Source organism: Flavonifractor sp. An91 (assembly GCF_002159225.1).
Lineage (GTDB): Bacteria > Bacillota > Clostridia > Oscillospirales > Oscillospiraceae > Flavonifractor > Flavonifractor avicola.
In genome coordinates, this window is sequence record NZ_NFHA01000002.1 from 193,409 (window position 1) to 219,089 (window position 25,681).

General features: G+C 60.1%; 28 protein-coding genes, 1 tRNA gene, 1 rRNA gene and 1 riboswitch. Of the genes, 11 read left to right on the plus strand and 19 right to left on the minus strand.

Going from position 1 to position 25,681, the window contains the following annotated elements; all coding sequences use genetic code 11:
* Positions 1 to 45: 45 nt before the first annotated feature.
* From B5G42_RS02640 to B5G42_RS02665, 6 genes are all read right to left on the minus strand, one after another.
* Positions 46 to 594 (minus strand): prolyl-tRNA synthetase associated domain-containing protein, encoded by a 549-nt coding sequence (locus tag B5G42_RS02640; protein ID WP_087266369.1) that lies wholly within the window; start codon positions 592 to 594, stop codon positions 46 to 48.
* 3 nt (positions 595 to 597) lie between these two features.
* Positions 598 to 1,881 carry an O-acetylhomoserine aminocarboxypropyltransferase/cysteine synthase family protein gene (locus B5G42_RS02645; RefSeq protein ID WP_087266371.1) on the minus strand — a complete coding sequence of 428 codons (1,284 nt, stop codon included), beginning with the start codon at positions 1,879 to 1,881 and terminating at the stop codon, positions 598 to 600.
* A gap of 117 nt (positions 1,882 to 1,998) precedes the next feature.
* Positions 1,999 to 2,922, minus strand: coding sequence for a GerMN domain-containing protein (locus B5G42_RS02650; RefSeq protein ID WP_087266373.1), 924 nt, complete (start codon positions 2,920 to 2,922; stop codon positions 1,999 to 2,001).
* Complete coding sequence (locus tag B5G42_RS02655) at positions 2,919 to 4,388, minus strand: sensor histidine kinase (RefSeq protein ID WP_087266375.1); 1,470 nt, start codon at positions 4,386 to 4,388, stop codon at positions 2,919 to 2,921. Before B5G42_RS02655 ends, B5G42_RS02650 begins: the two co-directional genes overlap by 4 nt.
* Positions 4,381 to 5,067, minus strand: coding sequence for a response regulator transcription factor (locus B5G42_RS02660; RefSeq protein WP_087187440.1), 687 nt, complete (start codon positions 5,065 to 5,067; stop codon positions 4,381 to 4,383). Before B5G42_RS02660 ends, B5G42_RS02655 begins: the two co-directional genes overlap by 8 nt.
* A 19-nt stretch (positions 5,068 to 5,086) precedes the next feature.
* A complete protein-coding gene (locus B5G42_RS02665) occupies positions 5,087 to 5,521 on the minus strand; it encodes a ComEA family DNA-binding protein (protein WP_087266377.1) in 435 nt (144 codons plus the stop codon).
* Between the two features lie 98 nt (positions 5,522 to 5,619).
* Between B5G42_RS02665 and B5G42_RS02670 the strand changes: the two genes are divergently transcribed.
* Complete coding sequence (locus tag B5G42_RS02670; protein WP_087266379.1) at positions 5,620 to 7,011, plus strand: D-alanyl-D-alanine carboxypeptidase family protein; 1,392 nt, start codon at positions 5,620 to 5,622, stop codon at positions 7,009 to 7,011.
* Between the two features lie 42 nt (positions 7,012 to 7,053).
* Here the strand turns inward: B5G42_RS02670 and B5G42_RS02675 are convergent, their stop codons facing one another.
* The 11 genes from B5G42_RS02675 to serC all read right to left on the minus strand — a co-directional run bounded on the left by B5G42_RS02675 (position 7,054) and on the right by serC (position 16,223).
* Entirely contained in the window at positions 7,054 to 8,070 is a 1,017-nt protein-coding gene (locus B5G42_RS02675; RefSeq protein ID WP_343286683.1) for an ABC transporter substrate-binding protein, read from the minus strand.
* A 19-nt stretch (positions 8,071 to 8,089) separates the two neighbouring features.
* A complete protein-coding gene (locus B5G42_RS02680) occupies positions 8,090 to 8,848 on the minus strand; it encodes an ABC transporter permease (protein WP_087266381.1) in 759 nt (252 codons plus the stop codon).
* Positions 8,845 to 9,606, minus strand: coding sequence for an ABC transporter ATP-binding protein (locus tag B5G42_RS02685; RefSeq protein ID WP_242961106.1), 762 nt, complete (start codon positions 9,604 to 9,606; stop codon positions 8,845 to 8,847). Before B5G42_RS02685 ends, B5G42_RS02680 begins: the two co-directional genes overlap by 4 nt.
* A complete protein-coding gene (gene tenA, locus B5G42_RS02690; protein WP_087266385.1) occupies positions 9,603 to 10,262 on the minus strand; it encodes a thiaminase II in 660 nt (219 codons plus the stop codon). The genes B5G42_RS02685 and tenA overlap by 4 nt, the downstream gene beginning before the upstream one ends.
* Entirely contained in the window at positions 10,259 to 10,897 is a 639-nt protein-coding gene (locus tag B5G42_RS02695; RefSeq protein ID WP_087266387.1) for an HAD family hydrolase, read from the minus strand. The genes tenA and B5G42_RS02695 overlap by 4 nt, the downstream gene beginning before the upstream one ends.
* Complete coding sequence (gene thiE / locus B5G42_RS02700) at positions 10,890 to 11,549, minus strand: thiamine phosphate synthase (RefSeq protein ID WP_087266389.1); 660 nt, start codon at positions 11,547 to 11,549, stop codon at positions 10,890 to 10,892. Before thiE ends, B5G42_RS02695 begins: the two co-directional genes overlap by 8 nt.
* Complete coding sequence (gene thiM, locus B5G42_RS02705) at positions 11,530 to 12,366, minus strand: hydroxyethylthiazole kinase (RefSeq protein WP_087266391.1); 837 nt, start codon at positions 12,364 to 12,366, stop codon at positions 11,530 to 11,532. Before thiM ends, thiE begins: the two co-directional genes overlap by 20 nt.
* Positions 12,367 to 12,371: 5 nt before the next feature.
* Complete coding sequence (thiW, locus tag B5G42_RS02710) at positions 12,372 to 12,884, minus strand: energy coupling factor transporter S component ThiW (RefSeq protein WP_087266393.1); 513 nt, start codon at positions 12,882 to 12,884, stop codon at positions 12,372 to 12,374.
* The gene (thiD, locus tag B5G42_RS02715; RefSeq protein WP_087187450.1) at positions 12,881 to 13,699 is read right to left on the minus strand and encodes a bifunctional hydroxymethylpyrimidine kinase/phosphomethylpyrimidine kinase; all 819 of its coding nucleotides are present in this window, start codon (positions 13,697 to 13,699) and stop codon (positions 12,881 to 12,883) included. Before thiD ends, thiW begins: the two co-directional genes overlap by 4 nt.
* Positions 13,700 to 13,812: 113 nt before the next feature.
* A riboswitch (TPP riboswitch) is annotated at positions 13,813 to 13,919 on the minus strand.
* A 31-nt stretch (positions 13,920 to 13,950) separates the two neighbouring features.
* Positions 13,951 to 15,120, minus strand: a complete 1,170-nt coding sequence (locus B5G42_RS02720; RefSeq protein WP_087187451.1) for a phosphoglycerate dehydrogenase — start codon at positions 15,118 to 15,120, stop codon at positions 13,951 to 13,953.
* Between the two features lie 17 nt (positions 15,121 to 15,137).
* Positions 15,138 to 16,223, minus strand: coding sequence for a 3-phosphoserine/phosphohydroxythreonine transaminase (serC, locus tag B5G42_RS02725; RefSeq protein ID WP_087266395.1), 1,086 nt, complete (start codon positions 16,221 to 16,223; stop codon positions 15,138 to 15,140).
* 266 nt (positions 16,224 to 16,489) lie between these two features.
* On the opposite strand from serC, the gene B5G42_RS02730 reads away from it, so the two are divergent.
* The 10 genes from B5G42_RS02730 (at position 16,490) to B5G42_RS02775 (ending at position 25,122) form a co-directional block, all read left to right on the plus strand.
* Positions 16,490 to 16,846, plus strand: a complete 357-nt coding sequence (locus tag B5G42_RS02730) for a DRTGG domain-containing protein (RefSeq protein ID WP_087187453.1) — start codon at positions 16,490 to 16,492, stop codon at positions 16,844 to 16,846.
* Positions 16,833 to 17,258, plus strand: coding sequence for an ATP-binding protein (locus B5G42_RS02735; RefSeq protein ID WP_087187454.1), 426 nt, complete (start codon positions 16,833 to 16,835; stop codon positions 17,256 to 17,258). Before B5G42_RS02730 ends, B5G42_RS02735 begins: the two co-directional genes overlap by 14 nt.
* A gap of 35 nt (positions 17,259 to 17,293) precedes the next feature.
* Positions 17,294 to 18,619 (plus strand): [Fe-Fe] hydrogenase large subunit C-terminal domain-containing protein, encoded by a 1,326-nt coding sequence (locus B5G42_RS02740; RefSeq protein WP_087266397.1) that lies wholly within the window; start codon positions 17,294 to 17,296, stop codon positions 18,617 to 18,619.
* 72 nt (positions 18,620 to 18,691) lie between these two features.
* Positions 18,692 to 19,024 (plus strand): DRTGG domain-containing protein, encoded by a 333-nt coding sequence (locus B5G42_RS02745; protein ID WP_242955309.1) that lies wholly within the window; start codon positions 18,692 to 18,694, stop codon positions 19,022 to 19,024.
* Between the two features lie 32 nt (positions 19,025 to 19,056).
* A complete protein-coding gene (locus B5G42_RS02750) occupies positions 19,057 to 19,767 on the plus strand; it encodes a PHP domain-containing protein (RefSeq protein ID WP_087266399.1) in 711 nt (236 codons plus the stop codon).
* Between the two features lie 289 nt (positions 19,768 to 20,056).
* Complete coding sequence (gene nuoE, locus B5G42_RS02755; protein ID WP_087187457.1) at positions 20,057 to 20,551, plus strand: NADH-quinone oxidoreductase subunit NuoE; 495 nt, start codon at positions 20,057 to 20,059, stop codon at positions 20,549 to 20,551.
* Between the two features lie 62 nt (positions 20,552 to 20,613).
* The gene (locus B5G42_RS02760; RefSeq protein ID WP_087187468.1) at positions 20,614 to 21,171 is read left to right on the plus strand and encodes an ATP-binding protein; all 558 of its coding nucleotides are present in this window, start codon (positions 20,614 to 20,616) and stop codon (positions 21,169 to 21,171) included.
* Positions 21,168 to 21,536 carry a (2Fe-2S) ferredoxin domain-containing protein gene (locus B5G42_RS02765; protein ID WP_087266401.1) on the plus strand — a complete coding sequence of 123 codons (369 nt, stop codon included), beginning with the start codon at positions 21,168 to 21,170 and terminating at the stop codon, positions 21,534 to 21,536. The genes B5G42_RS02760 and B5G42_RS02765 overlap by 4 nt, the downstream gene beginning before the upstream one ends.
* A 14-nt stretch (positions 21,537 to 21,550) precedes the next feature.
* Entirely contained in the window at positions 21,551 to 23,353 is a 1,803-nt protein-coding gene (locus B5G42_RS02770; RefSeq protein WP_087266403.1) for an NADH-quinone oxidoreductase subunit NuoF, read from the plus strand.
* A 14-nt stretch (positions 23,354 to 23,367) separates the two neighbouring features.
* Entirely contained in the window at positions 23,368 to 25,122 is a 1,755-nt protein-coding gene (locus tag B5G42_RS02775) for an NADH-dependent [FeFe] hydrogenase, group A6 (RefSeq protein WP_087266405.1), read from the plus strand.
* 209 nt (positions 25,123 to 25,331) lie between these two features.
* Here the strand turns inward: B5G42_RS02775 and rrf are convergent.
* Positions 25,332 to 25,447 (minus strand): 5S ribosomal RNA (rrf, locus tag B5G42_RS02780).
* A 132-nt stretch (positions 25,448 to 25,579) separates the two neighbouring features.
* A tRNA-Lys gene (locus B5G42_RS02785) sits at positions 25,580 to 25,655 on the minus strand.
* Between the last annotated feature and the right edge of the window lie 26 nt (positions 25,656 to 25,681).

A 25,681-nucleotide genomic window follows, 5' to 3' on the forward strand; every position in this document is an offset into this window, starting at 1 on the left:
CGTGCCGCAAATGCGGCACGCCCAATATCATACTTCTGTTTCCGGCTACGGCCAGGGCAAATCCACCAGGATGGGCTTGTGGCCCACCGCCGGCAGAAAGCGGTCCAGAAAGTCGGATCGAGTCAGCTTGAGGGTAGAGGTGGAAAAGCAGGGATGACCGCTGATAAAGTCCCCTTCCATCAGCTCCCGGTCTATCACCAACTGCACCTTGCCCTCCTTGTCGTGCATCAGCTCAAAAGCGCTGGCAGAGCCAGGGGCAGCCCCCAGCAGGTCCATCATATGCTCCGGCGTGGCAAAGGACAGCCGGGCACAGCCCAACTGGGCGGTGACATCCTTGGTTTTGAAGGGCTTGTCCCCCGGCATCATCAACAGGTAGAAGTCGGTCTGCTTCCGGTTGGTGAGCAGCAGGTTTTTGCAAATGGGAGCCCCCAGCACCTGCTCCACCGCCTTACAGTCCTCCATGGTGTTGGCATAGTCATGGTCGCACCGCTGATAGGAGATACCCAGCTTGTCCAGATAGGCATACACTGCCATCTCGTTGGGATGGCGCTCCTCCGCGGGCGGACCGCTGTATACGTTGGGATCTACCACCATGGCTTACACCTGCTCCAGGGCGTGGGCCACGTCCTCCAGAATATCGTTGATATCCTCGATGCCCACGCTGAGGCGCACCAAGTCGGGGGAGACGCCGGCGGCGGCCAGCTCCTCATCGGTCATCTGGCGGTGGGTGGTGGAGGCGGGGTGCAGGGTGCAGGTCTTGGCATCGGCCACATGGGTGGCGATGGAGGCCAGCTTCAGACCTGCCATGAACCTGGAGGCCGCCTCACGGCCGCCCTTCACGCCGAAGGACACCACGCCGCAGGTACCATTAGGCATATACTTCTGAGCCCGCTCGTAGTAGGGGTCCCCCTCCAGGCCAGGGTAACGCACCCAGGCCACCTTGGAATGGTCCTTCAGGAATTTGGCCACGGCCAGACCGTTCTCACAGTGCTTTGCCACCCGCAGAGGCAGAGTCTCCAGGCCGATGTTCAGATAGTAGCAGTTCTGGGGAGAGGGAATGGCGCCCAGGTCCCGCATGAGCTGAGCGGTGGCCTTGGTGATGTAGGCCCCCTCCAGACCGAAACGTTCGGTGTAAGTAATGCCGTGATAGCTCTCGTCGGGGGTGGTCAGACCGGGGAACTTATCGGCGTGGGCGGTCCAGTCAAACTTACCGGAGTCCACAATGGCGCCTCCCACCGCGTTGGCGTGGCCGTCCATGTACTTGGTGGTGGAGTGAGTGACAATGTCGGCCCCCCACTCAAAGGGACGGCAGTTCACCGGGGTGGCAAAGGTATTGTCGATGATGAGAGGCACACCGTGGGCATGGGCCGCCTTGGCAAACTTCTCAATGTCCAGCACGGTGAGAGCCGGGTTGGCGATGGTCTCGCCAAACACCGCCCGGGTCTCCGGCCGGAATGCGGCATTCAACTCCTCCTCGGTGCAGTCCGGGTCCACAAAGGTAAAGTCAATGCCCATCCGCCTCATGGTCACGGCGAAAAGGTTATAGGTACCGCCGTAGATGGAGGAGGAGCAAACCACGTGCTCTCCGCAGGAGACGATATTGAAAATGGCATAGAAAGAAGCAGCCTGTCCGGAGGAGGTAAGCATAGCCGCAGTGCCCCCCTCCAGGGCGCAGATCTTGGCGGCCACATGGTCATTGGTGGGGTTTTGCAGCCGGGTATAAAAATAACCGCTGGCCTCCAGATCAAAGAGGGCCCCCATCTGCTCTCCGGTGGCATACCGGAAGGTGGTGGACTGAACAATGGGGATATTTCGGGGCTCTCCGTTGCCGGGGGTGTAGCCCGCGTGGATACACTGAGTACTGATACGGTGCTGGCTCATGGGCTGATTCTTCCTTTCTTTGCGTGGGTTACAGTGCTGGATCTCATCACACACTAATGCTATGAAGCATCAAATAATATGTGGTATGGTACACCCGGTAACGCCGGTTGTCAATACTTACCCTTCCGTGCCCAGGGTGGTGTCCGGGATCAGGGCCCGGTCCAGAGGCAGGCTGCCTACAGCAGGTGCCGGCTCTCCATCGATGTAGAGCTGTACCGCCTCCACCCCATCCAGTTCGCACAGGGTATTGACCATGGCGTACACCATCAGGGCCGCCGTTGTTTCACTGCCGGGCAGCCCCTGGATAAACTCAGGAGACAGATCCACCAGACAAACGCCGTCCTCTACCTGAGCCGACAAGATCTGGCTTCCCTGGGGCAGGCAGGGACTCAGTCCTGCCTCTTCCGGCCCCTCGGCCCAGGCAGACAGCACCGCCTCTACCACAGTCTGGTCCACATTCTTGATGATCTGGCGCCGTTCCACGCCCAAATCCTGTCCTCCCTGCCGCAGATACCACAGATCCACACCCAGGGACATGGGCTCATCCGCACCGCCTGCCAGCAGAATATCTTCCGCAGACAGCTGTTGAATAGAGCGATAGGGCAGTTCATGGCCCTCCACGGTCACATAGACAGAGTCCACCTCCTCCAGCTGACAGAGGGTCAGGGTCAGGCAGGCGTCAGCCAGGGTCAGGTTGACCCCGGAGAGGCTGTAATATTGGTCGGACAGGTCCAGATGGAGTACCCCCTCCTTCAACTGCCAATCCAGCAGTTGAAGCCCGCTGGGGAAGGGGGTGGTCAGCTCCGGCGACTGGGGCTGCTCCAGCAGCAGTTCCATCAGGCCGGGAATGGTCTCCTGTCCCTGAGAAAGAACCCGGCGCTCCCCCTCTACCGCTGATTCTCCCTCCTCATTTGACAGGGCAGAGTAATAGATCACATAGCTCTGGCCATCCTGCTTGCCGGATCCGGCCTCCTGGGCAGCACATCCACTGGCGGTCAAAAGGGCGGCACAGAGCAGCACCGATATGCCTCGCTTGCTCACGGTTCCTCCCCTCCCTTCTCCGTCCAGCAGGAAAATCGCACTTCAAAGCAGGTGCCTTCCGGCTCCCGCCGCCGGGCGGTCACGGTACCGCCGTGCTGGCGCACCGTGTCCCGGACAATGGACAGGCCCAGGCCGGTACCGCCCGCAGCCCGGGAACGGGCCTTGTCCACCCGGTAAAACCGGTCGAAGATCTTGGGCAGATCAGCCTCCGGAATACCCACGCCGGTGTCCTCTACCAGCAGGATCACCTGATCTTCCTCCTGCTTCAGGGTCACGGTCACGGTTCCGCCGGGCAGGTTGTATTTCACGGCGTTCTCCATCAGGTTAAATGCCACCTGATACAGATCGTCTTCGGTGGCCCGAATGATACATCCACTCTGGAGCGACAGCTTCAGCTCCACTTCTGCCGCTCGGGCCAGCGGGGTGAGCATATGCTCCACCCGCTCCACCACCGTCTTGACGTCCACCGGTCCGGTATGGATCTCATGGGCGGTGTCCAAACGGGTGAGGGTGAGCAGCTTTTCGGTAATACGGGTGAGGCGCTCGGCCTCGTCCCCGATATCAATGAGAAATTCCCGGGCGGTATCGCCGTCCATGTTATCCGCCTGGAGGATAGAGTCGGTCAGCAGACGGATGGAGGCCAGCGGGGTTTTCAGCTCGTGGGAGGCGTCGGAGACAAAGCGCCGACGCACCTCCTCCGTGGTCTGGAGCCGCCCGGTCAGCTCGTTGAATTCATCGGCCAGACGGCTGAGCTCGTCCCCGCCCTTGACGGTAACCCGGTGGCTGTACTCGCCCTGGCGCACCGTATGGATACCCCGCAGCAGCAGGGCGATCCGCCGGGTCAGGGCTTTGGAGAACACCACGCCCATCGCCGCCGTCACCACGCAGATTACAATGGAAATGGTCCGCAGGTTGTTCTGAATGCTCTGGAGCAGGGCCCCCTGCTGAGCGTCGTACTCATAGAGGTAAACCGCTCCCTGAGTCATGGAACGGTAGGTCACCGGAACCGCCGCCCGGCTGCACAGCGCCCCGTCCTCATACTCCGATCGGAACACATCATTGCCCTGCAAAGCCGTGACAATTTCCCAGATCATGGCATACTGACCGGCGGTATCCGACCGCTGGCTGCCCTCCTGAAAGTCACACAGCACCAAGCCGTTGGGATCGGTGACCACCACCCGGGTCACCCCCAGGCTGCCCAGCAGCAGGCTGACCGTCTTGGTGGCTCCCTCCTGGGTCAGGGCTTCCGGCCCCGTAGCCAGGGCGGAAGCCAGCACTGAGGCCTGGTTCTGCAGGGAGGTCTGCTTGGACTGGTAGGCCAGAGTCTGGGTCACCATCACCGGATAGGTGTTGAGCAGTACCACCACCGCCGCCACAATGACCAGATAGGTCATGGCGTACTTAACCCGGAGGGATCGCCAGAAAGGCACTCGTCTGGCCCCCTCTTCTCTCTTCTGATTATCCATTCTTCAAATAATAGCCCACGCCCCACTTGGTGAGGATGTAGGTTGGATTGGCAGGGTCCAGCTCCAGCTTCTCCCGCAGGCGGCGGACGTGAACATCCACCGTCCGGTAGTCACCGGCGTACTCATAGCCCCACACCACGTTGAGCAGATTCTCCCGGCTGTACACCCGGCCTGGATTGCGCATCAACAGCTCCATCAGGTCAAACTCCTTGGCAGTCAGATCCACGCTCTTGCCGTCCTTCCAGGCCGCCCGGGCATCCGGGTCCAGGGTGATGTGCCCGATGACCAGCTTACGGCCACCGCCCATCTGCTGGGCAGCCATGCCTGCCCGGCGGAGCAGGGCCCGTACACGGGCTTTCAGCTCCAGGATGTTGAACGGCTTGGTAATATAGTCATCCGCCCCACATTCAAAGCCGATGATCTTGTCGGTGTCCTCGCTGCGGGCGGTGAGCATGATGATGGGCACGTTGGAAAACTCCCGAATCCGCATACAGGCCTGAAGTCCGTCGATTTTGGGCATCATCAGGTCCAGGATGATGAGGTCGAAGCCGCCCCCCCGGGCCAGCTCCACCGCCTCTTCCCCGTCGTAGCCCACTTCCACCTGGTAGCCTTCGCTCTCCAGGTTGAACTTAATGCCCTTGACCAGTACCTTTTCATCGTCCACAACCAATATTTTCAAGGCAGTTCCTCCTTTTTTATTAAGAAACGGTAACCATATCAATCAGTCCGCCTAAAATGCCCTCGCCGATGCCGTCTACACGGGTCAGGTCCTCCGGCACCCGGAAGGGGCCGTTGGCCTCCCGGTCGGCGACGATGGCAGCCGCCCGCTTCTCGCCAATGCCGGGCAGTGTCATCAATTCCTCCATTGTGGCGGTGTTCAAATTGATTTTGCCGGAGGGCGAGGCCGCAGGGTTCTCACTTTCCGGTGCCGGAGTCCCGGTAGCTACCGGGACAGCTGACGGCTGGGCAGAGGTGACTGGAACTGTGACGGCGGTAGGTTGCGCCAGCAAGTTCTCCGTCTCCACCCGTACAGGTTGAGCGCTGGAAGCGCCCCGCATAAACCAGCCCGCCGCAAACGCCGCAAAGGCGGCGGCCAACAGGAGGGAAATTAGTTCCAGTTTGGAAATCTTCATATTTTGTAACCGCCTTCCCGTTGCTTCCAGGTCCAGGGTTTGCTATAATGGATAAGAATACTTTGACCTTATTATATCATACACAAATGGAGTTTCCTATGAAAAAATCAAGACTGCTCTCCCTGTTTCTTTCCCTGGTCCTGATCACCGGACTACTTACCACCTTTGCCTCCGCCAGCAGCGGCAGCGCCATTCTGGACGAGATGGATGTCAACGCCAAAGCTGCCGTTTTGGTGGACCCCAATACCAATGAGGTCCTCTACGAGAAAAACGCCCACGAGAAGATGTATCCCGCCTCCATCACCAAGGTGATGACCTGCCTGCTCACCCTGGAGGCGGTGGATGAGGGCAAGCTCTCCCTGGACCAGACCGTCACCGCCAGTGCCAGCATCCACACCGGCATCGGCGCTGGCGCCTCTACCGCCGACATCAAGGAGGGCGAGGAGATCCGGATCATCGACCTGCTGTACGCCGCCCTGATCCCCTCCGCCAACGAGGCCTGTAATGTGATGGCCGAAGCGGTGGCCGGCGACGTGGCCAGCTTTGTGGACCTGATGAATCAGCGGGCCGCCGAGCTGGGTATGGCCGACACCCATTTCGCCAACACCCACGGCTACCACGACGACAACCACTATACCTCCGCCTACGACGTCTTCCTCATGTGTCAGGAGGCCATGAAGCACGAGACCTTCCGCACCATTGTCACCACCAAGAGCTACGATATGCCCGCCACCAACATCCACCCTGAGGCCCGCACCGTCCACTCCACCAACGCCCTGATCTCCAACTGGAATGTGACCGGCTACCTCTACTCCTACGCCACCGGCATCAAGACCGGCCACACCAACGAATCGGGCTACTGCCTGGCCGCTGCCGCCACCAAGGAGGACCGGAGCCTGATCTCGGTGGTTATGGGCTGCGAGCGGGAGCCGGGCTCCACCGGCAGCAAGGGCCGCACCGACTTCTCCGAAACCATCCGGCTGTTTGAGTGGGGCTTCAATAACTTCTCCACCCAGACCATTCTGGACGCCACCAAGCGGGACATCCCCGAGGTGGAGGTCACTCTGGGCAAGGGCACCAACTATGTGACCCTGGAGCCCCAGGGCGAGATCACCGCCCTGCTGCCCAAGGACGTCTCCACCGAGGACTTCAAATATAACTATACCCTCAATGCCAAAACTGTGGAGGCTCCCGTGGAAAAGGGCCAGGTACTGGGCACTATCACTGCCTCCTTCAACGGCAAGGAATACGGCTCCCTCCCCCTGGTGGCCAGCATTGCCGTTGATGCCGATCCCCTGCTCTACAATCTGGACCGCATCCAGCGCTTTTTCTCGCAGCTGTGGGTAAAGATCATTTTGGTAATCCTGCTGGTCTTTATTGTGTACCTCATCATCCGCCGTCTCTTCTTCCGGGGCCGGCGGGGCGGACGCCGGGGCGGCTACTCCTATAGCGGCGGCTCTCACTACAGCGGACGCCGCAGAAGAAGATAACAAAAAATCGCCTGCCGTTGAAACGGCAGGCGATTTCTTTTCTTATTCACTCAGCAGGTCCACATACAGCTCATCCAGCGCCGGAGCCTCGTCAATCAGGCCCTCGCTGAGCAGCCAATCCACGTTTTCCTGCCAGCACTCCGCGCTCTGGGTCAGGAAGGGGGCATCCGCCGTCTCCATCATGGGCAGCAGGGTTTCCATGCTCTTCTGCTCCACCGTCTTGGACAGGGGGAAGTTCTCTTCATTCTGGTTGTCCAGCAGGATCTGGAGCACACCGTCCGGGTCGGCCTGCATATCCTCAAAGCCCTTCTGGCAGGCCCGCAGGAAGCCCTGGAGCACCTCGGGCTCCTCTTCGATCATAGTATCGCTGGCCAGGAACACGCCCTCATAGTAGGTGGGCACGCCGTAGTCGTCCAGATCGAAGTAGTTGACCTCGAACCCCTCCTCCTCCAACTGGGGTACCTCATGGTTGACCAGGCAGCCGATGGTGGCATCCACATTACCGGTGGTCATGGAGCTCATCAGGTCAAATCCCACGTCGATGAGGGTCACGTCGCTGGAATCGGCCCCCACATAGGCCATGATGGCGTGGATCAGGGCCTCGGACAGCTCGGTGCCCGCATAGCCCACGGTCTTGCCCACCAGATCCTCCGGAGAGGTGATGTTCTTGTCCTTCAGGGAGAGGACGATATTCAGGGGACCCTGAACCACCGCGCCGATGGACTTCACCGGCACGTCCTGATTGGCCCGGGCAATGATTACGTCCTGCTGGTAGTACAGGCCGATCTCCGCCTGGCCGGCGGCCACCAGGGAAATGGCGTCGTTGGCGTTGGAGGGGAACTGGATGTTGACCTTCAGTCCCTCCTCCTCGAAGTAGCCCTTCTCAATGGCGTCATAGAGGAAGGCATGGAGGGCGTTGGGATACCAGTCCAGCACCACGCTGATCTCCCGCAGGTCGTCCTGTCCGCCGGTTTCCTGACCGCCGTCGGTGGGGGCGGAACAGCCGGCCAGGAGGAGCGCCCCAGCCAGGGCAAGGGTTGCAATTCGTTTCATATCCATCTTTCCTTTCTCTTTGTGATTAGGAGGATTCGCCCCTCCAGCGGACAAACTTTCGTTCCAGCAGGGCCACGATTCCCACCGCCACCATGGCGGTAACCGACAAGATCACAATGGGTGCAAATACCCCCGCTCCATCCAACTGAGTCATCATCCGGCGGGAGAAGTAGCCCAGACCGCTCTGGGCCCCCAGCCACTCGCCGATGGCCGCACCGATGATGCTCATGGGCACCGTCATTTTGATGGCCGAGAAAAAGTAGGGCAGCGCGCAGGGGGCCTTGATCTTCCAGAAGATCTCCCGGCGGGTAGCGCCGTAGGTCTGGAGCAGCTCCGCCATTTCTGTCTTGGCCGAACGCAGACCGTCATACACCGTAATGGTGATGGGGAAAAAGGTGATGAGCACCGTTACCAGCACCTTGCTCCAGATGCCGTAGCCGAACCACAGCACAAACAACGGCGCAATGGCGGTGGTGGGAATGGTCTGGGATACCACCACCACGGGATAGAGCATCCGCCGCACCATGTCGCTGGCATCCATGGCCACCGCCAGAGCCAGCCCCAGCACCAGGGAGATGGCCAGACCGATGGCAGTCACCGCCATGGTGGCGGGCAGATGGACGGTAAAGAGGGGCTCCCGCAGCTCCCACAGCCGCTGGAGGATCTCAAAGGGGGTGGGCAGGATGTAAGAGGCGTTCATACCCATGGCCCCCGCCTGCCAAATCATCACCAGGGCCAGCAGGAAAATGAGGGCGGGCAGATTGGCTTTGCAGGCCTTCTTCATACGCTCACCTGCTTTCTCAGCAGCGCGATGAGCCGCTCCTTCAATTCCACCATCTCCGGATTCTTGAGACAGGACCGGTCCCTGGGAAACGCAGCAGGCACCGGGATCTCCGTCAGGGTATGGATGGGAGTGGACTCCACCACCAGCACGCTGGAGGAGAGGAACACCGCCTCCTCCACGTCGTGGGTGATGAAGAGGATGGTCTTTTTGTGCCGCTGCCACTGGTCCAGCAGCCACTCCTGCATGGAGATGCGGGTAAGGAAGTCCAGGGCGGAAAAGGGCTCGTCCAGCAGCAGCAGGTCGCTGCCCGTCAGCATGGTGCGGGCAAAGGCCGCCCGCTGCCGCATTCCGCCGGACAGCTCATCCGGCATCTTGTCACAGCAGCCCTCCAGTCCCACGTCGGCCAGGGCCTCCTCCACCTTCTGCCGCCGCTGGGCCTTGGACAGGCCTCCGGCGATCTCCAGAGGCAGGGCCACATTCTCCCCCACCGTACGCCAGGGAAAGAGCAGGTCCTTCTGGGGCATATAGCCGCAGTACCGCTTCCGGCCCCTGATGGGCTGTCCGTCCACCAGTATCTCCCCGCCCTTGGGCTGAAGCAGGCCGTTGGTCATGCGGAAGATGGTGCTCTTGCCGCAGCCGCTTACACCCAGGACACAATGGAAGGACGCCGGCTCCACCTGAAAGGACAGCCGGTCGATGATATCAAAGTCCTCGGAGGGATACTGGTAGGACACCCCGCGAAATTCCAGGGCGCTCACGGTTCCAGCCTCCATGCCATCTCCCAGAAGCCCAGCTCATACCGGCTGCACGCCACGAAGATGTCCTCCAGCCGCCGGTACTCCTCCTCGCTGCAATTCTGAGCCAGAGCATCCATCCGCTCCACCAGAGCGTCGTTGGTTTGCTGGTACTCCTCACTGGAATAGCCCCGCACCCACTCGCCGTAGAAGGGATGGTCGGCTGCAACCGGGATCTGAGCCAGCCGGGCGCCGATCTCGGCGTAGCTCCAGGAGCAGGCCAGAATGGAGGCCACGATCTCCGCCGGTCCACCGGCGGCGGCCACCGCCAGCATATAGCTGGTGTAGGACAGGTTGGGCAGAGCGGGCTTCACCTGAAAGACCTGCTCCTCGGTGATGCCCAGTTTTGACATATAGGCCCGGTGGGTTTTCATCTCGCCGCCCAGGATGGCGTCCACGTTGGCGGAGAAGAAGCGCATCAATTCCGGGTCCTTGGCCTTCACCACGCCCCAGGCAAATACCTTGGCGTAGTCAAAGAGATACAGATAGTCCTGAAGCAAAAAGTGCCGGAACTTCTCCCGGTCCAGGGTGCCGTCCCCGATGCCCTGTACAAAGGGGTGGTCGTGGCAAGCCTGCCAGATGGGTTTTGCCGCTTCATAGAGCCGCTGGGTCACGGTCATAGGGCATTCCTCCAATCTAAGATGGTCTCGTCCGCCAGAGCAACCAGGGTGGGCCAGTCCTGTTCATAGGACGCCTCCGGCACTCCAACGGTGTAAAATCCGGCCTCTTTGGCCGTTTGTGCGGCGTAAAGAGCATCCTCAAAGACGGCGGTATCCCCTGGGGCACTTCCCATACGGCGGGCTGCCTCCAGATAGACGTCGGGCTGGGTCTTTCCCTTCCCCACCGTCTCGCAGCTGAGGATGAAATCAAAATGGTGAGCCACCCCCAACCGCTCCAGGCAGGCCCGGGCCAACGGCTCCGCCGTGGCGGTGGCCACACACAGCTTGGCCCCCTGCTGTTTCAGCTGCGCCAGATAGTCCTGGATACCAGCCTTCAGAGGGATGTCAGTGCGGTAGTGGGCCTCCATAACGGCGTGCATCTCTTCGATAATGTGCTCCGGCGGCCCTTCAATCCCAAAGGTCTCCATGAGAAAGGCAGCACCCTCCAGCATGGTCATGGGCCCCATGGCGGCCAGCTGGGCCTGGGTGGGGTGATGGCCTCTGGCCTCCAGATAGTCCTTCCCCAAGGACTTCCAGATGGGCATGGAGTCCACCAGGGTACCGTCCATGTCAAAAATGCAGAACTGCTTATCCATGCCCTGCCACCATCTTGTCTGCCAGGGTACGCAGATTTTGAGCAGCCGCCTCCGGATCCTTCTGGGCAAAGAGGGCGGACACCACAGCGGCCCCTGCCGCCCCGGTTCCCGTCAGGTTGGGCAGGTTGTGGGCGTTGATGCCGCCGATGGCCACCACCGGGATGGACACCGCCTGGCAAATGGCTTTCAGGGTGTCCAGGCTCAGATTCTTAGCGTTCTGCTTGGTGGTGGTGCCGAACACCGCCCCGGCACCGATGTAGTCAGCTCCGGCCTGCTCCGCCGCCACCGCCAGCTCCACGGTGTTGGCGGTGATACCCAAAATCTTGTCCGGACCGATGAGGGCCCGTACGTCCCGGCCCATCAAATCGGCCTGGCCCACATGGACCCCGTCTGCATCACAGGCCAGGGCAATGTCCACGCTGTCGTTAATGACAAAGGGCACATGATACCGGGCAGCGATGGCCTGGATCTCCCTGGCCTCCGCCAGAATAGTGGCCTGTTCCAGCTCCTTCTCTCTCAGCTGGAGGAAGGTTGCGCCCCCCTTCAGTACCTCCTCCACCACCTGTGCCAGGGTACGCTCCCCCAGCCAGCTCCGGTCGGTGACGGCGTAGAGGGTCATGCCCTGCCGAATTTCATCCTTGGTAAACTTCATAGCGCACTCCTTGTATCAGCTGTTCTTCTGTCAGGTTGAACACGCTGTCGATGAGATCAATGCGGAAGGTAGCGTTTCCCGTTTCCTTTTTGAGCCGCAGTTCCTCCGCCCGCTCGCCTGCCAGGGCAATGGACGCGGCAGCGGCCGCCGCAGCCTCAAAGGGCTTGTCCGGGCTGGCCCCGCAGAAGGCCCCTGTGAGGGCAGACAGCATACATCCGCTGCCGGTGATGCGGGCCATGGTGGGGCTGCCGTTGCGGAGGAAGAGCACCCGCTCTCCCTGGGCAATCACATCCACCGCCCCGGAGAGGGTCACCGCCGCCCCGGTCCGCTGGGACAGGGCGGAGGCCAAGCGGGCCGCCTGGGGCAGACCAGCTTCGGTCACCGCATCAGCAGCGGCTACGTCCACCCCGCTGCCCCCCTCCTTGTCCTCGGTGAGGGCCCGGATCTCGGAGGCATTGCCTCGGATGACAGCAAACTGTACTTCCTCCAGCAATTTGCGGGCGGTTTCCCGCCGCAGGCCGGTAAAACCGGCGGCCACCGGGTCGAAGATCACCGGTACGCCCAGCCGGTTGGCCTCTTTTCCGGCGATGAGCATGGCCTCCCGGTCCCCCACGGCCCCCAGGTTAAGCACCAGGGCCTGGACACCGGCTACTGCGTCCGCCACCTCCAGAGGGTGGTGGGCCATGGTGGCCGAGGCCCCCGCCGCCAGCAAAATATTGGCGCAGTCGTTGACGGTGACGATATTGGTGATACACTGGACCAGAGGGGCTTTTTCCCGTACCGCCGCCAGCATGGCGGCAAAATCCATCCGTTCCATGCCTCTCACCGCCTGACCAGGGTCTGCATGACGTCCAGGCCGCCGGAGCGCTTCAGAGCAAAGAGTACTGCCCCGGCAATGATGGAGCCTCCCACAGTGGAAATCAGGAATGGGCCCATATAGCCGTATACCGCCACGCTCTGGCCCAAAATCAGGGTGGCGATGGGCCAGGCGGCCAGGCCGCCCAGGATGCCGGTGCCAAAGACCTCACCCACGCAGGTGGCACCCAGATTACGGGTGCCCCAATAGGTCAGGCCGCACACCAGAGCCCCCACCATGCTGCCGGGGAAGGCCAGCAGGGTGCCCAAGCCCAGCAGGTTACGCAGGAAACTGGCAGCAAAGGCACACGCCACACCATACCAGGGGCCCAGAAACACGGCGCACAGGATGTTAACCATGTGCTGCACCGGGGAGCACCGGGAGCCCAGCACCGGGAAGGAGACCAGGCTGCCCACCACTGCCACAGCAGTGAGCAGGCTGGCGATCGCCAGCTTTTTGACTGCTGTCTGCTGTCTCACACCTCTCCCCTCCCCTGTTGGAAGCCACCGCCTTCCGGAACGGCATAGTTATGCCACAGGGGGCCACTGCCCTGGCCCAGGTCCAGCTTGGCCTCCATGGCAGCGGTGATGTAGGCTTTGGCCTTCTGTACCGCACCGGGCAGGTCCTCACCCAGGGCCAGGAAGGAGGCGATGGCGGAGGACAGGGTGCAGCCGGAACCGTGGTTATTGGGATTGTCCACCCGGGGAGAGCGGAACCAGTGGGCCTGACCGTTCTGCCACAGCAGATCATCGGCACTGTCGCTCCGGTGGCCACCCTTCACCAACACCGCACCCTGCATGGTCTTGCCAATGGTCTCAGCGGCCCGCATCATATCCGCCTCGCTCTCAATGGCGAAGCCGCAGAGCCGCTGGGCCTCGGGGATGTTGGGCGTGATGATGGCTGCCAGAGGGAAAAGCTCCTCCATCAGGGCGGTGAGGGCGCTGTCCTGCATGAGGGCGGAGCCGCTGGTGGATACCATTACCGGGTCCACCACGATATTCTCTGCACCATACTGCCGCAGCTTGGCGCCGATAGCCCGGATGATGGGGGCGGAGGACACCATGCCGATCTTTACCGCCTGGGGCCGGATATCCTCAAAAATGCAATCCAACTGCTCCGCCACAAACTCCGGGGTTGCCTCCAGCACATCCCGGACGCCGGTGGTATTCTGAGCGGTAAGGGCGGTGATGGCGCTCATACCGTACACCCCCAGGCAGGTCATGGTTTTGAGATCCGCCTGGACGCCGGCGCCTCCGCTGGAATCGCTGCCGGCAATGGTAAGCACACATTTCATGATTGTTCCTTCTTTCTCTTAGTAGGCAAGGGCACGAAAAAAGCGGCAGGTCCCGTTGGGACCTGCCGCTTCTCTGTACGTGAAATAAACTCCTCCGGACGGAGGAGACTCCGCACGGAAATAGTGCTGCGTCCCTACGTTGGCATTACCCAAATCAGGTCAGGTCGAGGGACTGTCCCCTCCTCTCAGCCTCCTCGCGGAAGCTCCCTTGCACGCAAGATTTTAACTTGTTTCGCCTTTTTTGTCAATCCTTAATGATTGAGCACCCGGACACGGAACACGCCCTCCAGGGCGCGGATCTCGTCGGCCACCGCCTCGCTGATGCGGCTGCCCAGATCCACCACGGTGTAGGCATAGTCCTTCTTGGACTTGTTGGTCATGTTCTCCACGTTGACCCCGTCCCGGGACAGCAGGCCGGTAATGTTGGCGATGGCGCCGGGGATATTCCGGTGAATGATGCACAGCCGGGCCACACCGCTCCACTCCTGCACCAGGGTGGGCAGATTGACAGAGTTCTTGATGTTGCCGTTTTCCAGGTAATCCTTCAGCTCCTGAGCGGCCATGACAGCGCAGTTCTCCTCGCTCTCTGGGGTAGAGGCGCCCAGGTGGGGGATGGCAATGACGTTCTTGCCCTGGAGGATCTTGTTGTTGGGGAAGTCGGTGACGTAAGCGGCCACCTTGCCGGAATCCAGAGCCGCCAGCATATCGTCGTCGTTGACCAGACCGCCGCGGGCCAGGTTGAGAATACGCACGCCGCCCTTCATCATATGGAAGGCGTCCTCATTGATCATACCCTTGGTCTCAGAGGTCTGAGGCACATGGAGGGTGATGTAATCGCAGTTTTTATAGATGGTCTCCAGATCCATGGCACGGTGGACCATCCGGGACAGGGACAGGGCTGCGTCCACGCTGAGGAAGGGATCATAGCCGAACACCGTCATGCCCAGCTTGGTGGCGATGTTGGCCACCTGCACGCCGATAGCGCCCAGGCCGATGACGCCCAAGGTCTTGCCGGCGATCTCAGGGCCCACAAACTGGCTCTTGCCCTTCTCCACCACCTTCTCCACGTCGGCTCCGGCGCCCGCCTGGGCCTTGACCCACTCAGCACCGGCGGTGATCTTACGAGACGCCAGCAACAGGGCGCACAGGGCCAGCTCCTTCACCGCGTTGGCGTTGGCGCCAGGGGTGTTGAACACCACGATGCCCGCCTCGGAGCAGCGGTCAATGGGGATATTGTTGGTACCGGCACCAGCACGGGCAATGGCTCGCAGGGAGTCGGGGAACTGATACTCGTGCATATCGGCGGAGCGGACCAGAATACCGTCCTCATTCTCCACGTCGTCGCTGACGGAGAAGCGGGTCTGATCCAGCACAGACAGGCCGGCAGGGGAAATTTTATTCAATGTTTTGATGCGAAACATGATGACATTACCTCCCGTCAGTTGTTCTTGTCAAAGGCCTGAATGAAGTCGCACAGCTTCTCCACACCCTCGGTGGGCATGGCGTTGTAGATGGAAGCGCGCATACCGCCTACGGAGCGGTGACCCTTCAGGTTGGTGAAGCCGGCCTCCACGCTCTCCTTGACAAACTTGGCGTCCAGCTCGTCATTGCCGGTGCGGAACACCACGTTCATGTCGGACCGGGAGCCAGGCTCCACAGCGCAGGTGAACAGCTTGGAGTTATCGATCACATCGTACAGCATCTGGGCCTTGGAGTGCTTGATGGCCTCCATGCCGGGGATGCCGCCCTTGGACTCCAGCCAGTCCAGCACCAGGCCCAGGATGTAGATGCACCAGCAGGGCGGGGTGTTGTACATGGAATCCTTGTCGATCATGGTCTTATAGTTCATCATCAGGGGGGTGTAGGGCAGCTCGTTGCCGGCCAGATCCTCCTTGATGATGACCACCGTCAGACCGGCGGGAGCCATGTTCTTCTGAGCACCGGCAAAGATAATGCCGTACTTGCTCACATCCACCGGACGGGACAGAATGTCAGAGGACATATCGCACACGATGGGCACCCCATTGGTCTCGGGGACATACTGCCACTCGGTGCCGTAGATGGTATTGTTGGCGCAGTAATAGAAATAGCTGGCCTCAGGGTCCAGCTTCAGCTGGTCCTGGGTGGGGATGTAAGTATGGTTCTTGTCGGCAGAGGAGGCGGCCAGATTGATCTCGCCGTACTTCTTGGCCTCCTTATAGGCAATGTTGGAGAAGTTGCCGGTGACAGCGTAGTCAGCCTTACCGGTTTTACCGATCAGGTTCAGGGGCGCCATGGAAAACTGGGAAGATGCGCCGCCCTGCAGGAACAGCACCTTATATCCCTCAGGCACGTTCATCAGCTTGCGGAACTTAGCCTGGGTGTCGTCAAAAATCTTCTGAAACACCTTGGAACGGTGACTCATCTCCATGACTGACATACCGGAACCCTGATAATTGGTGATTTCAGATCCGGCGCGCTCCAGTACTTCCAGCGGCAGCATGGACGGGCCCGCGGAGAAATTGTACACTCGCTCGTTACCCATGATAGATGGCCTCCTTGATTCCAAATTTCAAAATAAACTCCAAGATCGCGGTATTTCTGCAGCGATACAGTTGACCGCTTTATCTTGATAAAGCATATTATAGACATCAACCTGCTGCAATGTCAATACCGTGGAATCACCAAAACCAAGCAGTCTATTACAAAAACTTTGTGAAAGTTTCAACGAACCCTTTGCACTTCCAGTTGTTTTGTGGTACAATGCCCATGAACTGAGAGTTTAGTTTTCCCACGGAAGGGGAGAAGGCAATGCTGCTTTCCGACATCAAACAGATCCTGAATGCCACTGTATTGTGCGGCGAGGATCATCTGGACCGGGAGGTCATGTCCGCCTGCGGCAGCGATTTTATGAGCGATGTGCTTGCTTTTGTCAAGAATCAGGCTCTTTTGCTCACTGGTCTGGTCAATCCGCAGGTGGTCCGTACGGCAGACATGGTGGAGATGAAGTGCATCGTCTTTGTCCGGGGCAAGGTGCCGGGCAAGGATATCCTCAGTCTGGCCGAGGACCGGGACATCGTGGTCATGACCTGTCCCAAGCGGATGTACGAGGCCTGCGGCCTGCTTTACTACAATGGATTGCGAGGGAATTGCGATGGAAACGATTAGACTGGTATACCCCGTGGAGGGCGGCGACCTCATCGAGGCCGGTGAAGCCTCCAGCAAGATGAAGTTGACCCTGAAGAAGCTGGGCCTGTCTCAGGATGTAATCCGCAGGGCCTCCATCTGTATGTATGAGGGCGAGATCAATATGGTTATCCACGCCGACGGCGGTCAGGCTGAGGTCGAGGTGGAGATGGACCAGATCGTGATCCGCATGGTCGATTCCGGCCCCGGTATTCCCGATGTAGAGCAGGCTATGCAGGAGGGCTACTCCACCGCCGGTTCCACCGCCCGGGAGTTGGGCTTCGGCGCCGGTATGGGTCTACCAAACATGAAGCGTTATTCTGATGAAATGACCATTGACACCGAGGTGGGCAAGGGCACCACTGTCACGGTCAAGATTAAGATTCCCCAGTGAAGTATGTCTCTGGCGAAGGGAGGTAAAGCAGTGCCATGGCCATGAAGCATTCCGTGGTACTGGACAGCCGCCGCTGCCGGGGCTGTACCTCCTGCATCAAAGGTTGCCCCACCGAGGCCATCCGCGTCCGGGGCCGTAAGGCCACCATCCTGCCCGACCGCTGCATCGACTGCGGCGAGTGCATTCGTATCTGTCCCCACAAGGCCATCAAGTCGGTGGGCGACAGTTTGGACGTGCTGTCCCAGTATGAATACTGCGTTGCCCTGCCGGAGCCTGCCCTCTACGGGCAGTTCCACAATTTGGACAACATTGATATTGTGCTCAACGCGCTTTTAAAGATCGGCTTTCACAAGGTATATGAGGTAGCCAAGGCCGCCGAGATGCTCTCTGACTTTGAGCGTCAGTGTATCTGTGAAGGTCCGGCTTCTGTTACGCCGCTGATCTCCTCCTCCTGCCCCACGGTGCTCCGGCTTATCCGGATGCGCTTTCCCAAGCTGATGGGTCATGTGGCCGGCACGATCCTGCCCATGGAGCTGGCAGCCATTCTGGCCCGGCGGGAGGCAGCCGAGGAGACCGGCTTGCCGCCGGAGCGGATCGGCGTCTTTGCCATCGTCCCCTGCTCCTCCAAGGTAACGGCCGCCCGGGAGTCCGAGGGCCTGAGCCACCCGGTGCTGGACGGCGCCTTTGCCATCCGGGATATCTACCTGCGGCTGCTCAGTCCCATGAAGCACCTGGAGACCGTAGAGCCCATGACCTCCGCCGGTATCATCGGAATGGGCTGGGCATCCTGCGGCGGCGAAAGCGCCGCCCGGCTGCGGGAGCGCTGTGTGGCGGTGGACGGCATCAACAATGTGATCCGGATGCTGGAGGAAATCGAGGACGGGCGCCTGCCGGAAGCCGATTTTCTGGAGCTGTCCGCCTGCACCCAGGGGTGCGTGGGGGGCTGCTTCACGGTGGAAAACCCCTACGCCGCCAAGATGCGCCTGAAAAGCCTGATGAAAGGCCAGCCCGTATCCCGGAACCGCTTCCGGTTCGAGGGCTCGGAGCGAGATATTGTCCGGCGGGACAAGGAATTACAGTACTTACCCACATTTGTTCTGGACCAGGACCTGGGGGCTGCCCTGAACAAGCAGCTGCGGATTCAGGAACTGGAATCCCACCTGCCTGGGCTCCACTGCGGGTCCTGCGGCGCCCCGTCCTGCCACGCCTTTGCTGAGGATGTGATCCTGGGCCGGGCTACGGTGGAGGATTGTATCTTCAAGGTGCGGGAGCGGATGCGCTCCATGGCAGGCAAGGACGAGGCGGACGACTATCTGCCGCCCCCCTTCCGCCGCTGTCAGCCAGAACCGTCGAACAAGTAGACCATTGGGCGCGTTGCAGAACTGCTTCTCTGTAACGCGCCCTTTTGTTTCACCAACCAAAGGAGGCATAGGATGATGACAGTACAGGAATTGATCCATTCCATGGAGCTGACGGTATTCCACCTGGCTCAGCCGGAGCGACCAGTCACCGGCGGCTATGTAGGCGACCTGCTCAGCTGGGTCATGGGCCGTGCCGGTCAGGACTGCGCCTGGCTCACTATCATGTCCAACCAGAATGTGGCCGCCGTGGCTCTGATGGCCGACGTAGCCTGTGTGATTCTCACGGAAGGCGTCCAGCCTGATGCCGATCTGCTCCGCCGTGCCCAGGAAAAAGAGGTCAACCTGTTGGGGGTGGGCCAGGATACCTTTGCCGCCGCCTGCCGCTTGGGGCAGCTGTTGGCCTAAGACCAGTCTAACCAGAAAGGGGGGAAATCTCTTTGCAGTTTTATTACGACCTTCATCTACATTCTTGTTTATCGCCCTGCGGCAGCGACGAGATGACCCCCGCCAATCTGGCCGCTATGTGTGCCCTGGCCGGGCTGGAGATTGTAGCTCTCACTGACCACAACAGCTGCGGCAACTGCGCCTCCTTCTGCCGGGCCGCCCAGTCTCACGGCCTCACCGCCCTGGCCGGCATGGAGCTGTGCACCCAGGAGGAGATCCATGTGGTCTGTCTCTTCCCCGACCCGGAACGGGCGGAGGACTTCTCCAGTGAGATCGCCAAGCACCTCCCTCCGATCCGCAACAATCCCGACCGGTTTGGCAAACAGCTGCGGATGGACGACGGGGACGGCATTCTGGGTGTGGAGACCGCCTTCCTGGCTGGCAGCACCGATATTCCCCTCTATGAAGTTCCCCGCCTGGTATCCCACTGGGGCGGCACTGCCTTTCCTTCCCACATCGACCGCCCCTCCTTCTCCCTGCTGGGGGTACTGGGTCTTTGGGACCCGGACATGGGATTCTCCGCTGCCGAGCTGTCCCACCGCTGTCCCCCGGAGCTGGCACAAAGACCCGACCTGAAGGATCTTTTGCTGCTCACCAATTCCGACGCCCACTATCTGGATCAGGTGTGGGGTGCGGAGCATATGCTGGACCTCCCGGAGTGTACCCCTCAGGCCGTCATTCAGCGTCTGGCCTGCCGGGTCTGAACCTGGCCTCCGGACAACTTTCTTTACAAGAGCACTTTAATGTGCTATACTTTCCATAAAGTAACTACTGCCCTGTTGGCCCCATCCGTATTTTCTCCTCATCAGAAAAAGTACTGATGTAACAACAGGGCTATTTTTTACCTCCGCCCTTTTTGTGCAATACTTCAAATTGAACTATATGGTTTTGTATTTTTAACCATGGAAAGTCTTTACAAACGGCTTTTTTTCGCTATAATAGTGCCTTGAAAGTAAAACTAAACTAATTGTTTCAGAAAGGAAGGACGCACCTATGCCAAACTGCAAGACTGTGGTCCCCTACCGTGGGACACCTGAGCAGGAAGAACGCCTGCGGAAGGTCATCGCCGAGCACAAGGGACAGCCAGGCGCTACTATGCCTGTTCTCCAGGCCGCCCAGGAAATCTTCGGCTATCTGCCGGAAGAAGTACAGATCATTGTGGCGGAAGGTCTGGAGATTCCGCTGTCCGAAGTGTACGGGGTGGCCTCTTTTTATGCTCAGTTCACCCTGAATCCCAAGGGAAAATATCAGATCTCGGTCTGTCTGGGCACCGCCTGTTACGTCAAGGGTGCCGCCGCTATTTTGAACGCTGTGGAGCAGAAACTGGGCATCGTCCCCGGCTCCATCACCGCCGACGGCAAGTTCTCTCTGGACTCCTGCCGCTGCGTGGGCGCCTGCGGTCTGGCCCCGGTGATGATGATCAACAACGACGTGTACGGCCGTCTCACCCCCGATCAGGTAGGCCCCATTCTGGATATGTATAAGTAAAGAAGCGCGAGACGTGCGGAACAGCCGCACAGCGTGTCGGTCAGGCCACGGAGGTAATGAACGTGAAAGAAATTGCGCTGCATATTCTGGATATTGCCCAGAACTCCATTTCCGCCAAGGCCTCTCTGGTAGAGCTTACTCTGTCAGAAACGCCTGAGTCCATTACCTTCACCATTGTGGACAACGGCAAGGGCATGAGTCCGGAGCTGCTGGCCCAGGTCAGCGATCCCTTCACCACCACCCGCACCACCAGAAAGATGGGATTGGGAATCCCGTTGCTTCGTATGGCGGTGGAACAGACCGGCGGCAGCCTGACCATTGACAGCACGGAGGGCGTGGGGACCACGGTCACCGCTCTTTTCCGCCCCACGCATATCGACTGTCCGCCGGTAGGCGACATAGCCGGTACCATCACCCTCCTGCTCCAGGGCGCGCCCCAGCTGGAGCTGCACTATACTCACACCATTGACAACAACTGTTTCCAGCTGACCACAGAAGAGCTGCGGGCTCAGCTGGGCCCTGAGATTTCCCTGGCGGAACCGGAGGTCATCCTCTGGATCAGGGATTATCTCCAGGAACAAGAAATGCTGTTACGAGAAAATAAGGGGATGAAAGCATGAAAACACTTGCAGAACTGCAGGCCATCCGGGATCGGATGCGCAGCCAGATCGATCTGCGGGACGCCGGAGACGACCGCATCCGCGTTGTGGTGGGTATGGCTACCTGCGGCATTGCCGCCGGCGCCCGCCCTGTCCTCAACGCTTTGCTGGAGGAAGTGAACAAGCGGGACCTGAAAAACGTAACGGTGTCCCAAACCGGCTGCATCGGCGTCTGCCGTTTGGAGCCCATCGTGGAGGTCTATGTGCCTGGTCAGGAAAAGGTCACCTATGTGAAGATGACTCCCGACAAGGTAGCATCCATTGTCAGTGAGCATCTGGTCAACGGCCGTGTGGTGGAAGACTACACCATCGGCGCAGCCGAGTAAGGGAGGGTGAAGAGATGAGTTTTATCCGTTCCCACATTCTGGTCTGTACCGGCACCGGTTGCTCCTCCTCCAACAGCCAGAAGATCATTGAGGAATTTGAAAAGCAGCTTGTGGCACAGGATATGGAAAAAGAGGCCAAAGTGGTCCGCACCGGCTGCTTCGGCCTGTGCGCCCTGGGTCCTATCGTCACCATCTACCCCGAGGGTGCCTGCTATACCCACGTCACTGTAGACGACGTGGAGGAGATTGTCTCCGAGCATATCGTCAAGGGTCGTATTGTCAAGCGTCTGCTCAATAAGAACGCCAGCGAGGAGGGCGCTGTCACCTCTCTGACTGAGACCCAGTTCTACAAGCACCAGCAGCGCATCGCCCTGCGCAACTGCGGCGTCATCAACCCGGAGAGCATCGACGAGTACATCGGCGTGGACGGCTACGCCGCCCTGGGCAAGATCCTCACCGAACAGATCCCGCCCCAGCAGGTCATCGACACCGTGCTGGCCTCCGGCCTCCGTGGCCGCGGCGGCGCCGGCTTCCCCACTGGCCTGAAGTGGCAGTTCACCGCCAACGCAGTAAGCCCCGACGGCGTGAAATACGTCTGTTGTAACGCTGACGAGGGTGACCCCGGCGCCTTCATGGACCGCTCCGTGCTGGAAGGCGATCCCCATACCATCATTGAGGCCATGACCATCGCCGGCTACGCCGTGGGCGCCCATCAGGGCTACATCTACGTCCGTGCCGAGTACCCCATCGCCGTCAAGCGGCTGGAGACCGCCATCGGTCAGGCCAAGGAGTACGGCCTGCTGGGCAAGAATATCTTTGATTCCGGCTTCGACTTCGACCTGGAGCTGCGGCTGGGCGCCGGCGCCTTCGTCTGCGGCGAGGAGACTGCTCTCATGCGCTCCATCGAGGGTCACCGGGGCGAGCCCAAGACCCGTCCCCCCTTCCCCGCTGTAAAGGGTCTGTTTGACCGGCCCACCCTGCTCAACAACGTGGAAACCTACGCCAACATCACCTGGATCTTCAACCACGGCGCCGAGGCCTTTGCCGCTATCGGCACCGAGAAGAGCAAGGGCACCAAGGTCTTTGCTCTGGGCGGCAAGATCACCAACACCGGCCTGGTGGAGGTCCCCATGGGCACCACCCTGCGTACCGTGGTGGAGGACATCGGCGGCGGCGTACCCGGCGGCAAGAAGTTCAAGGCCGCCCAGACCGGCGGCCCTTCCGGCGGCTGTATCCCCGCCTCCCTCATCGATACCCCCATCGACTACGAGTCCCTGGCCTCCATCGGCTCCATGATGGGTTCCGGCGGCCTCATCGTTATGGATGAGGACAACTGCATGGTGGACATCGCCAAGTTCTATCTGGAGTTCATCGTGGACGAGTCCTGCGGCAAGTGCGCCCCCTGCCGGATCGGAACCAAGCGGCTGCTGGGCCTGCTAACCAAGATCACCGAGGGCAACGGCGAGCCGGAGGATCTGGACACCATTGAGGAGCTGTGCAACCACATCAAGCAGTCCGCTCTGTGCGGCCTGGGCCAGACCGCCCCCAACCCGGTGCTCTCCACCCTGAAGCATTTCCGGGAGGAGTACGAGGCCCACATCTATGAGAAGCGCTGTCCCGCCGGCGTATGTAAGGCCCTGATCCAGTACGTGGTGGATCCTGCCAAGTGTAAGGGCTGTACCCGCTGTGCCCAGGGCTGTCCCACTGGCGCCATCTCCGGCGCGGTGCGGGCCCCCCATATCATCAACCAGTCCAAGTGTATCAAGTGCGGCGCCTGTATGGATCACTGCCGCTTTGGCGCCATCAGCAAGCAGTAAGGGAGGGAACGGACATGGACGAAAAGATGGTATCTCTGCGCATCAACGATATTCCCGTCACTGTTCCCGCCGGGACCACGGTGCTGGAAGCAGCTCGCTCCGCGGGCTTCAACATTCCTTCTCTGTGCTTTCTGAAGGACATCAACGAGATCGGTGCCTGCCGCATCTGCGTGGTGGAGGTTAAGGGCGCCAAGAGTCTGGTGGCCTCTTGCGTCTACCCCGTGGCCGAAGGCATGGAGGTATACACCAACACAGAGCGGGTTCGGAAATCCCGCCAGCTCACCCTGGAGCTGATCCTCTCCAACCACCGCATGGACTGCCTCACCTGTCCCCGCAACAGCCAGTGTGAGCTGCGTCAGCTGGCCAGTGACCTGGGTATTGATGCCGTGCGTTACGCCAGCGACAATATGTATCCTCAGATTGAAGATTCTGCCCCTCATCTGGTGCGGGACAACTCCAAGTGTGTCCTCTGCCGCCGTTGCACCGCCGTGTGCCGTGCCACCCAGGAGGTGGGCGTCATCGGCCCCAACGACCGTGGCTTTGCCACTCACATTGGCTGCGCCTTTGACCGGGATCTGAACGAAGTGGACTGCGTGTCCTGCGGCCAGTGCATCGTAGCCTGCCCCACCGGCGCTCTGTCTGAGAAGGACGACACTGCTCAGGTGTTAGCCGCCCTGGCTGATCCCACCAAGCACGTTGTGGTGGGTCCCGCCCCCTCCATCCGGGTCACCCTGGGCGAGTGCTTCGGCCTGCCCATCGGCACCAACGTGGAGGGCAAGATGGTCACCGCCCTGCGCCGTCTGGGCTTTGACAAGGTATTCGACGTGGATACCGCTGCCGACTTCACCATCATGGAAGAGGGCACCGAGTTCCTCCACCGGCTGCGCGGCGACGGAGTACTCCCCCTCATCACCTCCTGCTCCCCCGGTTGGATCCGGTATATGGAGCAGCACGCCCCTGAGATGATCCGCAACGTATCCACCTGCCGCTCTCCCCAGCAGATGTTCGGCGCACTGGTCAAGACCTACTACGCCGAGCAGGCAGGCATCGATCCCCACGATATCTTCGTGGTATCTGTCATGCCCTGTACCGCCAAGAAGTACGAGGTCCGCCGTGAGGAACAGCGGCTGCCCAATGGCTGTATGCCGGTGGACGTGTCTCTCACCACCCGCGAGCTGGGCCGCATGATCACCCAGGCCGGAATGCTCTTCGATCACCTGCCTGACGGTGAGTTTGATGAGATGCTGGGCATCTCCACCGGTGCCGCCACTATCTTCGGCGCCTCTGGCGGTGTTATGGAGGCTGCTCTCCGCACTGTGGTGGAGGAGCTGACCGGCGACGGCATGGCTCCCCTGGAGTACCACGAGGTCCGTGGTATGGAGGGCGTCAAGGAGGCCAGCTATGAGCTTCCTGGCCGCACCGTCCGTGTATGCGTGGCCTCCGGCCTTCACAACGTGAAGCTGGTGCTGGACGGTATTAAGGACGGCACCCTGCATTACGACTTTGTGGAGTTCATGGCTTGCCCCGGCGGCTGCATCAACGGCGGCGGACAGCCCATCCAGCACGCTGACGTACGCAACTTTACCGATATCAAGGCCCTGCGTGCCGCAGCGCTTTACAAGCAGGATCAGGATATGGAGTACCGCCGCAGCCACAAGAATCCGGTGGTTCAGACCGTCTATCACAGCTATCTGGGCGAGCCCGGCAGCCCCTTGGCCCACGCCCTGCTCCACTGCTCCTACATTAAGCAGAAGCGCTATCGGGTATAATGAAATAGAAAAGGCTCCCGCTGAAGCGGGAGCCTTTTCTATTTCCATTTACGTGTCTCTGCAGCTTGCTCCCAGCTTCTATCCGAGTCTTTTTTGTCAGGAACCTGTAGCAGACCTTCATTCCAGCCTATCACCAACCTACTTCCGATTCCTTTCAAAAAGCAAGTCAAACATAGCAAAAGCGGACAGCCTAAGCTGTCCGCTCTCTGTGTTGGCGTTACCTATCTTCCCGGTCCGTCTCCAGACAAGTATTTTCGGCGCAGGTGAGCTTAACTTCCGTGTTCGGGATGGGAACGGGTGGACCCTCACCGCAATCAACACCAACTTACTTTTCTTTGAAAAGAAAAGTAAGCAAAAGAAACTTTAATAACTTTCTTCTCCTTACCGTTCTTCTCAACGATAAGCACTCAATTTTAAGGGGTTCTCTATGGAGCGCCCTCAGACGCTCCATAGAGAATGGTGCGCCTTCACGGATTCGAACCGGGGACCCACTGATTAAGAGTCAGTTGCTCTACCAGCTGAGCTAAAGGCGCAGGTTTGGTGACCCGTGCGGGAATCG